Annotated in this window: 10 protein-coding genes and 2 pseudogenes; 7 read left to right on the top strand and 5 right to left on the bottom strand. The window is 66.1% G+C overall.

What is annotated here, in order from left to right; genetic code table 11:
- Positions 1 to 344: pseudogene (locus ACFDSW_RS12835) on the top strand (hypothetical protein); the annotation flags it as partial.
- Here ACFDSW_RS12835 and ACFDSW_RS12830 read toward each other — a convergent pair.
- Genes ACFDSW_RS12830 through ACFDSW_RS12820 form a run of 3 tightly spaced genes read right to left on the bottom strand, consistent with a single transcriptional unit; the run spans position 314 to position 2255 of the window.
- On the bottom strand, positions 314 to 910 hold the full coding sequence (locus ACFDSW_RS12830) for a GNAT family N-acetyltransferase (RefSeq protein ID WP_375250680.1): 597 nt from the start codon (positions 908 to 910) through the stop codon (positions 314 to 316). The pseudogene ACFDSW_RS12835 and the gene ACFDSW_RS12830 sit on opposite strands and share 31 nt — an antisense overlap.
- A 16-nt stretch (positions 911 to 926) precedes the next feature.
- The gene (hemF, locus tag ACFDSW_RS12825) at positions 927 to 1766 is read right to left on the bottom strand and encodes an oxygen-dependent coproporphyrinogen oxidase (RefSeq protein ID WP_375250679.1); all 840 of its coding nucleotides are present in this window, start codon (positions 1764 to 1766) and stop codon (positions 927 to 929) included.
- A 30-nt stretch (positions 1767 to 1796) separates the two neighbouring features.
- Positions 1797 to 2255: a tRNA (cytidine(34)-2'-O)-methyltransferase gene (locus ACFDSW_RS12820; RefSeq protein WP_375250678.1), complete on the bottom strand. Its 459-nt coding sequence runs from the start codon at positions 2253 to 2255 to the stop codon at positions 1797 to 1799.
- A gap of 177 nt (positions 2256 to 2432) precedes the next feature.
- On the opposite strand from ACFDSW_RS12820, the gene petA reads away from it, so the two are divergent.
- The 5 genes from petA to ACFDSW_RS12795 all read left to right on the top strand — a co-directional run bounded on the left by petA (position 2433) and on the right by ACFDSW_RS12795 (position 6607).
- The gene (petA, locus tag ACFDSW_RS12815) at positions 2433 to 3017 is read left to right on the top strand and encodes a ubiquinol-cytochrome c reductase iron-sulfur subunit (protein WP_375250677.1); all 585 of its coding nucleotides are present in this window, start codon (positions 2433 to 2435) and stop codon (positions 3015 to 3017) included.
- A gap of 14 nt (positions 3018 to 3031) precedes the next feature.
- Positions 3032 to 4318: a cytochrome bc complex cytochrome b subunit gene (locus tag ACFDSW_RS12810; RefSeq protein ID WP_375250676.1), complete on the top strand. Its 1287-nt coding sequence runs from the start codon at positions 3032 to 3034 to the stop codon at positions 4316 to 4318.
- Positions 4319 to 4351: 33 nt separating this feature from the next.
- Positions 4352 to 5194: a cytochrome c1 gene (locus tag ACFDSW_RS12805; RefSeq protein WP_375250675.1), complete on the top strand. Its 843-nt coding sequence runs from the start codon at positions 4352 to 4354 to the stop codon at positions 5192 to 5194.
- A 94-nt stretch (positions 5195 to 5288) separates the two neighbouring features.
- Positions 5289 to 5831 carry an adenine phosphoribosyltransferase gene (locus ACFDSW_RS12800; protein ID WP_375250674.1) on the top strand — a complete coding sequence of 181 codons (543 nt, stop codon included), beginning with the start codon at positions 5289 to 5291 and terminating at the stop codon, positions 5829 to 5831.
- Between the two features lie 191 nt (positions 5832 to 6022).
- Entirely contained in the window at positions 6023 to 6607 is a 585-nt protein-coding gene (locus ACFDSW_RS12795) for a peptidase (RefSeq protein ID WP_375250673.1), read from the top strand.
- Positions 6608 to 6659: 52 nt separating this feature from the next.
- Here ACFDSW_RS12795 and ACFDSW_RS12790 read toward each other — a convergent pair whose 3' ends face one another.
- On the bottom strand, positions 6660 to 7103 hold the full coding sequence (locus ACFDSW_RS12790; protein WP_375250672.1) for a MaoC family dehydratase: 444 nt from the start codon (positions 7101 to 7103) through the stop codon (positions 6660 to 6662).
- A 14-nt stretch (positions 7104 to 7117) separates the two neighbouring features.
- On the bottom strand, positions 7118 to 8473 hold the full coding sequence (locus ACFDSW_RS12785) for an alkaline phosphatase family protein (RefSeq protein ID WP_375250671.1): 1356 nt from the start codon (positions 8471 to 8473) through the stop codon (positions 7118 to 7120).
- Positions 8474 to 8553: 80 nt separating this feature from the next.
- Here ACFDSW_RS12785 and ACFDSW_RS12780 point away from each other — a divergent pair.
- Positions 8554 to 8806, top strand: a pseudogene (locus ACFDSW_RS12780) (hypothetical protein); the annotation flags it as partial.

Below are 8806 nucleotides of genomic sequence, written 5' to 3'. Positions count from 1 at the left end.
GATCTCCGGGCCTGTACGTGCAGGCCCGGTTGATCGCGGCGATCCCGATACTGGCGCGCCGCCCCGATCTCGGCGCGGGACAGGCGCTGCGGGTCAGCCTGGCGATGACCCGCGGCCACGGTTGGGCGATTACCGGGGCGCTGGTCACGCTGTTTCTGGCGCAATGGATCGTCGTCGTCCCGCTGATGTCGGGCGACGAATGGCTGCGTGGGCCGGGGCATGACAATCCGCTGCTGCTGGCGCTCGTCGATGCCGCGATCACCGCGGTCGGCGCCTTTTATGCCGTGGCGGTATTGCTGGTCGGCACCGTCTTCTATCGCTTGCGGGCCAGCAGCGGCACTTGAGGCGCGCTGTCTGGCGGCAACAGGCCGATCGCCCGCGGATCGGGGAAGGTCTCGATCGTGCGGGCGACCGCGACGAAGCCCTGCGCCCGGTAGAAATTGAGCGCGGACGGGTGATCCAGCGTACAGGTATGCAGCCACACGCGCGTTACGTCCCGGCGCCAGGCATGGGCCAGCGCCTGCGCCATCAACCAGCGGCCGAACCCGCGCCCGGCCAGTTCCGGCACCAGCGCGAAATAGCCGATCTCGCACGCGCCGGCCTCGCGGAAGTCGAGTTCGACCATGCCGACCTCCACTCCGTGCCGGTCGATCGCGGCGAACACCCACACCTGTGGGTCGTGGATGATCGCGGTCAGCACCGCGTCGGTCATCGCCAGCCGCGAATACCATAGCCAGCGCGCGCCGACGCGGGTGAACAGCAAGCGATATCTTTCGGGGGCCGGCGCCTGCCAGCGTACCAGCCGCAACGGCGCCTCCGGCATCGCGCGCAGCGGCGGGCGACGAGTCATCTCCAGCGTGGTGACGATCGTCGCTAGCTGATCGTCGGCGACGCGGATCAGCCCGCTCATCGGCGGGCGCTTTCGATCACTCCCATGTCGCCAGCGGGGGCAGGCTCATCAGGATGGCATCGATATTGCCGCCGGTCTTCAATCCGAACAGCGTCCCGCGGTCATAGACGAGGTTGAACTCCGCATAGCGCCCGCGCCAGGCGCGCTGCGTCGCGATGTCCCCGGCGGTGAAGGGCTCCTCCATGCGCCGCCGCACGATGCGCGGATAAATGTCGAGGAACGCGCGCCCGACATCCTGGGTGAACGCGAAGCCGGCGTCGAAATCGCCCTCCAGATGATCGTAGAAGATTCCGCCGACGCCGCGGTGCACGTTGCGGTGCGGAATGAAGAAATACTCGTCCGCCCATTTCCTGAAGCGCGGATAATATGTCGCGTCATGCGCGTCACAGGCGCGGCGCAGCGCGTCGTGGAACGCCTCCGTATCCTCCGCCACCGGCAATGGCGGATTGAGATCGGCGCCGCCGCCGAACCACTGCTTCGTGGTACGCAGGAACCGCATATTCATGTGCACCGCCGGGACGTGCGGGTTGGCCATATGCGCGACCAGGCTGATCCCGGTGGCGAAGAAACGTGGATCGTCCGCCGCGCCGTGAATCGTCTTGCCGAACTCACCCTCGAACGTGCCGCCGACGGTGGAGACGTTGACCCCGACCTTTTCGAAGACGCGGCCCTTCATCACGCCGCGCACGCCGCCGCCGCCGGGGATGCCCGCGGGATCGGTACGATCCCATGGCGTGTAGGTGAAACACGCATCCGAACCCGCCGCGCGCTCGATCGCTTCGAATTCGGCGCAGATCAGGTCGCGTAGCTGCTCGAACCAGCCGCGCGCCAGCGATTGTTGATCGTCCAGGTCCATGCCCCGCCATCGCCGCCCCGCTGGCGCCGGTCAATCGGTGAGTTTGTCCCACCCGCCGGTCTGGCGCAGCGCCTCGCCGAGCAGCAACGCCCCTGCGATCGCGACGTTGAGCGAGCGCAGCCCGGCGCGCATCGGCACGCGAACGCGCGCATCGGCGCGATCGTGCACCCCGTCGGGCACCCCCGCACCCTCACTGCCGAGAAGAAGGATGTCGCCCGTTTCGAACGTGGCGCGATGCAGCGGGGTGGCGCCGCGCGTCGTGCCCAGTACCAGCCGCCCGTCGACGGTGGCCAGGAATGCATCCCAGTCGGCATGGCGACGCACCGTCACCTGGGCGGCATAATCCATCCCCGCGCGCGCCAGGGCACGGTCGCTCCACGCGAATCCCATCGGCTCGATCAGGTCGACCGCGACATCCAGGCACGCGCCGAGCCGCAACAAGGTGCCGACATTGCCGGCGATATCGGGCTGATACAGGGCAAGGCGCATCGCGGAGTGCCTAGGCGTGTCGGCGATCGAACGCAAAATGCTGTTGGCAAACGCGCGTCGGCATGGCTATCACGCCGCGAAGCCGCCGTGGGGACGGGCAGGCTGTCGGCGGGGTGGGTATGTCGCATCGGCATCGAAACGATCCGCCGCCAAGGAACGGGTAGAGGTTTGACGCGAATGGCGACAGCAGAGAATACGATTCCCCCGGGCGAGAATCCCGCGCCCTATCATGAGGAAACGCACGATCCGCGCCGTCGCGACTTCATCAATATCGCCGCCGTGTCCTTCGCGGGCGTCGGCGCGGTCGCGATCGTCCTGCCGCTGATCAATCAGATGAACCCGTCGGCCGACGTGCTCGCGCTGTCGACCACCGAGATCGACATTTCGAAGATTCAGCCCGGGCAGGCGATCAAGGCGTCGTTCCGCAAGCAGCCGCTGTTCGTGCGCAACCTGACCCCGGCGGAAATCGCCGCCGCCGATGCGGTGGACGTGTCGTCGCTGCGCGACCCGCAGACGCTGGAAGAGCGGACGAAGGCGGGCAAGAAGAACTGGCTGATCACGCTCGGCGTGTGCACCCATCTCGGTTGCGTGCCGCTGGGGGCTGGCGAGGGCGAGAACAAGGGGCCGTTCGGCGGCTATTTCTGCCCATGCCACGGCTCGGCCTATGACACCGCGGCCCGCATCCGGCAGGGACCGGCGCCGAAGAACCTGACCGTGCCCGAATATGCATTCAATTCCGACACCGTCGTGACGGTCGGCTGAGGGGAGATAGAGAAATGAGCTTTCCCTGGGCCAAGCATTATGAGCCGAAGCAACCGCTGATGCGGTGGCTGGACGAGAAGCTGCCGCTGCCGCGCCTCGTCTACAATGCGATCGGTGCCGGTTATCCGGTCCCGCGCAATCTCAACTATTTCTGGAACTTCGGCGTGCTCGCGGGCGCGGCACTGGTATGCCAGATCGTCACCGGCGTGGTGTTGGCGATGCATTATGCAGCCAATGCCGGGGTCGCCTTCGGCTCGGTCGAACAGATCATGCGCGACGTGAACGCCGGCTGGTTCCTGCGGTATGCGCATGCCAATGGCGCATCGATGTTCCTCGCCGTGGTGTACATCCATATCGGCCGCGGTCTGTATTATGGTTCGTACAAGGCGCCGCGCGAGATGGTGTGGCTGCTCGGTGTGGTCATCTTCCTGCTGATGATGGCAACGGCGTTCATGGGCTACGTGCTGCCCTGGGGGCAGATGAGCTTCTGGGGCGCGCAGGTCATCACCGGCTTCTTCTCGGCAATTCCCCTGGTGGGCGAGACGATCCGCGTCTGGCTGCTGGGAGGCTATGCGCCGGATAACGCGACGCTCAACCGCTTCTTCTCGCTCCACTATCTGCTGCCGTTCGTGATCGCGGGCGTCATCATCCTGCACATCTGGGCGCTGCACATCCCGGGGTCGAACAACCCGACCGGCGTCGACGTGAAGGGCGAGCAGGACACGGTGCCGTTCCACCCGTACTACACCGCCAAGGACGGCGTCGGCGTCGCGGTGTTCTTCCTGATCTTCGCCGCGCTGATCTTCTTCTCGCCCAACCTGCTCGGCCACCCGGACAATTACATCGAGGCGAACCCGCTCTCGACCCCGGCGCACATCGTGCCCGAATGGTATTTCCTGCCGTTCTACGCGATCCTGAAGAGCTTCACCGCCGATTTCATCCTGCCGGCGAAGCTGTGGGGCGTGCTGGCGATGTTCGGCTCGATCCTGCTGCTGTTCTTCCTGCCGTGGCTCGACAATTCGCCGGTTCGCTCGGCGAATTACCGCCCCACCTATCGCTGGTTCCTGGCCGTCCTCGTCGTCGACGTGCTGGTGCTGGGCTATGTCGGCGGCGCCGAGGCGACCGCGCGCAACGTGATGCTCGGGCAGATCGCCGCGGCATATTATTTCGCGCACTTCCTGATCATCCTGCCGCTGGTTTCGGCGGCGGAGAAGCCGCGCCCGCTGCCCAACTCGATCACCGAGGCTGTGCTGGCGAAGCATGGCGGCACCTCGCCCGCGCAGACGGCGATGGCCGGCTGATCGAAACGAGACGAATAGGGGACAATCAAGACAATGGCTCGTCTCATTTCACTGGTGATCGGCGCGGGGTTCGTCTTCGTGCTCGCGCTGGCGCTGTTCTTCACCGCCAAGGAAGCGATCCAGAACCCGGCGCGGGAATCGGCGGAGCATGAATTCCACCTGCATCCGGAGGATATTCATCTCTCGTCGGCCGGCCTCTTCGGCAAGTTCGATCGCGAGCAGGTTCAGCGCGGGTTCCAGGTTTACAAGGAAGTCTGCGCCGCCTGCCACTCGCTGAAATATGTCGCCTTCCGCGACTTGCAGAAGATCGGCTATTCCGAGGCCGAGGTGAAGGCGATCGCCAATCAGTGGGTGATCGAACAGCCATCCGTGAACCCGGAGACGGGTGAGGCGGCGACTCGCAAGAACCTGCCGTCGGACCATTTCCCGTCGCCCTTCGCGAACGAGGTCGCTGCGCGCGCGGCGAACAACAATGCGCTGCCGCCTGACCTGTCGCTGATCACAAAGGCGCGGGAAGATGGCCCGAATTACGTCCATGCGCTGATCACCGGGTATCGCAACCAGCCGGCGGAACTGCTGCGCAAATTCCCGGATGCGAAAACGCCGAGCGGCCTGCACTACAACCCGTATTTCGCCAACCTCAATATCGCGATGCCCCCGCCGCTGACCTCGGACGGGCAGGTGACCTATAGCGACGGCACCAAGGCCACCCGTGACCAGATGGCGCGAGACGTGGCGGCGTTCCTGACCTGGACCGCGGAGCCCAATCTGGAAGCGCGTCACGCGGCGGGCCTGGCCGCGGTGATTTTCCTGGCGATCTTCATCTATCTCGTCTGGGGTGCCTATCAGAACGTCTGGCGCGACGTGAAACATTGATCGGTGCCCGCCATCCGCGCGGCGGACGGTGGCCGATACGACATGCCAAGCCCCGGCCCTCGCGCCGGGGCTTCTTTTTTGAGCCACGGGGGTGATGATGAGCGGCGAGCATGCTGATCTGGCGGCGCTAATTCGTACCATTCCTGACTTTCCCAAGCCGGGGATCCAGTTTCGCGATATCACCACGCTGCTTCTCTCGCCGACGGGGCTTGCCACGACGGTGGAGCGGATGGTGGCAGCGACGCGCGGCACGGTCGATCTGGTCGCGGGGATCGAGGCGCGCGGTTTCCTGTTCGCCGCCGCGCTGGCCGTGCCGCTTCGTGCCGGCGTGCTGCTGATCCGCAAGGACGGCAAGCTGCCGGGGGCGACGATCGCGGAGGATTATGCGCTTGAATACGGTCAGGACCGGATCGCCATGCACGCCGATGCGCTGGCACCCGGTGCGCGCGTCCTGTTGGTCGACGATCTGATCGCGACCGGCGGTACCGCGCGCGCGGCGGTGCGGCTGCTGCGTCGTGCGGGGGCGTTGATCGATCAGGCACAGTTCGTGATCGACCTGCCTGATCTTGGTGGTGCCGCGCTGCTGCGTGACGACGGTATCGCGGTCGATGCGCTGGTCTCCTACCCCGGCGACTGACCGTCGCGCGCCGATCGTCGCTCGTTCTTTGCAGGCGATGGCGTCAGCTTCGCCCTCCAGTTTGCCACCAACCGATGTCCCGCTTCCGGACATCCCAGCATGGCACCGGAACCACGCCATCCGACCCTCGTTTGCTGTATACCGGCGGTGCGTATCTGCCGCCGAACCCTTCGAGGGTCAGGAGAGTGACGATGAGTCTCACACGATGGGCGGCGACGGCCCTGCTCGGTGGCCTTGCCTTTGCCACGACCGCGTGCACCGACGGTTATGGTTATAGCGGCGTCTCGGTCGGCTACGGCAACGGCGGCTATTATGGCGATCCCTATTACGGGAACGGCTATTATGGCGGCGGTTACGGCTATGCCGGCGCGCCTAGCTATTACGGCTGGTACGGCGATTATTATTATCCGGGCACGGGCGTCTACGTGTACGATCGCTATCGCCGCCCATTCCGCTGGAATGGCGCGCAGCAGCGATATTGGCAGAGCCGGCGCAACGGCTGGGGCAATCGCGACGTCCGCGACAATTGGGCCAATTTCGGTCGCGACGTGCGAAACGAACGACGCGACTATCGCGGGGATCTGCGCGACAACCGCCAAGCCTATCGTGGCGGCGGGTTGACGCGCGACCAGTTCCGCGATGCCAATCGCGACGCACGGCGCGACTATCGTAATGACGTGCGCAACGATTATCGTGATCTGCGGCGCGAAAACCGGGCGGAGGGGTATCGCACGCCTCGTCCGAACCGGGCATTCCGTCCGCCCCGCCGGCGCTAATCGGCCGTCCGCCGGGTGGTGGCGACATCGCATCGCCGCCGCCCGGTGATCATTATCCGCGGGTCGCGATCAATCCGTTGGAGATCATCGTCATAACGGCGACACCGTCCTGATTGGTGACCGTCAGCCGGCTTTTGAAAATGCCCATTTCCGGCCGCGATTGAGAGACGCGCTTTTCGATCACCTCATTCTCGCAGGACAGGATATCGCCCGGGTAGACGGGTTTCAGCCAGCGCAATTCGTCGATCCCAGGGGAGCCGAGGCTAGCGCGTTGATGCTTCTTCAGATCCTCGACCAGCATCGCCATCACCATCGCGCATGTGTGCCACCCGCTCGCCGATAGCCGGCCGAAATGGGTGGCTGCCGCCGCCTCATCGGAAAGGTGGAAGGGTTGCGGATCGTATTTTGACGCGAAATCGATGACCTCCTCACGCGTGACGGCATAGGCACCGAAGCGGTGCACCTCTCCGACCGCCAGATCCTCGAAATACTCCATACCTGATCCTTCCCTTATCGCCGCAGCACGGTGCGGAACGGCCGGTCATCGCCGTCGAGCCCCGACCTGGCGGGCAATCCCAGAAGATCGCGCAGTAACGGTGCGACATCGACATTGTCGAACGTGGGCAAGCGCTTGCCGCGCGCGAAGGCGGGGCCGCTGGCGATGAACAAGGCGCGCATATCGAGAGCGTCATTGTCATAACCATGCGCGCCGCGATTCCGCGTCTCCTCGTCATTGCCGGTCCGGCCGATCGTCCAGCCACCGTCACGGCCGTCTTCGGCAAGGCACAGGATGGGCGGGACGCGCGGGTTGGCGCCGTAGCGGAAGCGTGCGGGCAACGCGCCCTTCCGCCAGCATTGCATATGCGGGTGCGGCGCCAGCAATGCCGCCTCCACCACCGCCTCGCGGCCGGGGGCGGGGACGATCGTGGCATAGGGGCCCGCCTCTACAAGGCGTGCGTCCGCCGGCGCGACAATACGGTCCATCGCGATCACGCGATCCGGCGAGATGGGCGCCATGCCATGATCCGAGACGATCACGAGGTTCGCCGGCTGTCGCAGTGCCCTCAGCCCCACGAGCAAATCGCCGATCCGCGCGTCCACCTCCGCCACCGCCTGCGTCGTGCGGGCATCGAACGGGCCGAATCGGTGCCCGGCGGTATCGACGGTGTCGAAATACAGCGTCAGTAGTTGCGGGCGCGTCGCGGCCGGGCGGCGCAACCAGTCGAGGATCGCATCGACTCGCTGGCGCCCGTCGACAGCCTGGTCGAAATGCTGCCACTCGTCCGGGCGCGTGCCGCCGATCACGTCATGCGGCCACGCCGCGGCTTTTGTCCCGCCCCAGGCGACATTGCTGCCGGGCCAGAACATCGCCGCGGTGCGCAGGCCAGCGCGCTCCGCGGTGACCCAGATGGGCTCGGCTTCATTCCACCAGAAGGGATCGTCGCTCGCCATCGTGAACACCTCACCCGGTCGCGCGACATCTTCCATGCGATTGGCGGTGATGCCGTGATGATCGGGCACCATCCCGGTGACGAGCGTCCAGTGATTGGGAAATGTCTTGCTGGGAAAGGACGGCCGCATCGCCGCCGTCACCCCGTCGGCCGCCAGTCGCGTGAGATGCGGAGACGCGCCGCGATCGAGATAGTCGGGGCGAAATCCGTCGATGGAGATCAGGATGGTCACTGTCGGGCGCAGTTCGGCCGGCGCCCCGGCGACCGGATGCATCGCGGGCGCAACCGGCATCGCGATCGCGCGCGCCGGCGGTGCGGGCTGGGTCGGCAGCGGCAGCGCGCGGGGCGCATAGGGATAGGCACAGCCGCCCAGCATGGCGAACGATGCGACGGCAGCGGCGACAATCGACCTCATGCACCAGGGTGTACGCGGTCGCGCCGGGGCGGGGAAGGGCGTGATCGGAACGACGCCGCCGGTTCGCGCTTTTATGCGGCATGCGTCGATGCTTGCTTCCTTTCCTGCTGCCGATCGCGGCCTGCGGCAGCACGGAAGGTGATGGGGGTGCCGCTGGCAACGGCGATCGTGCCGCCGCCGCCCCGGCGGCGCGATCGACGCTGCCGCCGCCCAGAACGCCGGTGATCGAGGTGACTCCAGCGTCAGGGGATCAGCCCGCCTGGTTGGGGCCGCGCCCGGCACGCGCCGCACCGGAGCGCGCCCCTTATGCCAATTTGCTCGACGCGCCGCTCG

It is taken from the genome of Sphingomonas sp., assembly GCF_042091075.1.
Lineage (GTDB): Bacteria > Pseudomonadota > Alphaproteobacteria > Sphingomonadales > Sphingomonadaceae > Sphingomonas.
Note: the sequence above shows the minus strand (reverse complement) of the source record. Positions and strands in the feature narration are given on the sequence as shown.

Bases quoted from the DNA above. Each gene is read 5' to 3' on its own strand.
- ACFDSW_RS12830 (WP_375250680.1), bottom strand. From the start codon at position 910: ATGAGCGGGCTGATCCGCGTCGCCGACGATCAGCTAGCGACGATCGTC.
- hemF (WP_375250679.1), bottom strand. From the start codon at position 1,766: ATGGACCTGGACGATCAACAATCGCTGGCGCGCGGCTGGTTCGAGCAG.
- ACFDSW_RS12820 (WP_375250678.1), bottom strand. From the start codon at position 2,255: ATGCGCCTTGCCCTGTATCAGCCCGATATCGCCGGCAATGTCGGCACC.
- petA (WP_375250677.1), top strand. From the start codon at position 2,433: ATGGCGACAGCAGAGAATACGATTCCCCCGGGCGAGAATCCCGCGCCC.
- ACFDSW_RS12810 (WP_375250676.1), top strand. From the start codon at position 3,032: ATGAGCTTTCCCTGGGCCAAGCATTATGAGCCGAAGCAACCGCTGATG.
- ACFDSW_RS12805 (WP_375250675.1), top strand. From the start codon at position 4,352: ATGGCTCGTCTCATTTCACTGGTGATCGGCGCGGGGTTCGTCTTCGTG.
- ACFDSW_RS12800 (WP_375250674.1), top strand. From the start codon at position 5,289: ATGATGAGCGGCGAGCATGCTGATCTGGCGGCGCTAATTCGTACCATT.
- ACFDSW_RS12795 (WP_375250673.1), top strand. From the start codon at position 6,023: ATGAGTCTCACACGATGGGCGGCGACGGCCCTGCTCGGTGGCCTTGCC.
- ACFDSW_RS12790 (WP_375250672.1), bottom strand. From the start codon at position 7,103: ATGGAGTATTTCGAGGATCTGGCGGTCGGAGAGGTGCACCGCTTCGGT.
- ACFDSW_RS12785 (WP_375250671.1), bottom strand. From the start codon at position 8,473: ATGAGGTCGATTGTCGCCGCTGCCGTCGCATCGTTCGCCATGCTGGGC.